Source organism: Flavobacterium sp. LC2016-01 (assembly GCF_009711135.1).
Lineage (GTDB): Bacteria > Bacteroidota > Bacteroidia > Flavobacteriales > Flavobacteriaceae > Flavobacterium.
In genome coordinates this window covers 1-677 of record NZ_WMIC01000025.1, presented here as the reverse complement: position 1 = coordinate 677, position 677 = coordinate 1, and the positions used below count along the sequence as shown (strand labels likewise).

Genomic DNA, 677 nt, shown 5'->3' with positions numbered 1-677 from the left:
GATACTTACACATGGTCAGTAAACTCGGCTAATTATACAGCAGGCGGAACCTATACAGTTGCCAACAATGGCTGTACTGCCGATCAGGAACTGCAGTTGACAGTAACTCCAAAACCGGCAAAAGTAATCACGACAGCGACTATCTGCTCGGGTGATGCTTATACATGGACAGTAAACGCAACAGCATATACAGCAGGCGGAACCTATACAGTTGCCAACAACGGCTGCACGGCAGATCAGGAACTGCAGTTGACAGTAACTCCGAAACCGGCAAAAGTAATCACTACGGCGACTATCTGCTCAGGTGATACCTACACATGGACAGCAAACTCAACAGCTTATACAGCAGGCGGAATTTATACAGTTGCCAACAACGGCTGTACGGCGGATCAGGAACTGCAGTTGACTGTAACTCCAAAACCTTCAAAAGTGGTTACGACAGCAACAATCTGCTCTGGCGATACTTACACATGGTCAGCAAACTCAACAGCCTATACAGCAGGCGGAACTTACACAGTTGCCAACAATGGCTGTACTGCCGATCAGGAACTGCAATTGACAGTAACGCCGAAACCGGCAAAAGTGGTTACTACAGCGACTATCTGCTCTGGCGATACTTACACATGGTCAGCAAACTCAACAGCCTATACAGCAGGCGGAACTTACACAGCTGCAAA

The 677-nt window shown here is 47.9% G+C and carries 1 pseudogene; it reads left to right on the top strand.

The features are described 5' to 3' along the window. Positions 1-677, top strand: a pseudogene (locus tag GKZ88_RS22395) (secretion protein); the annotation flags it as partial.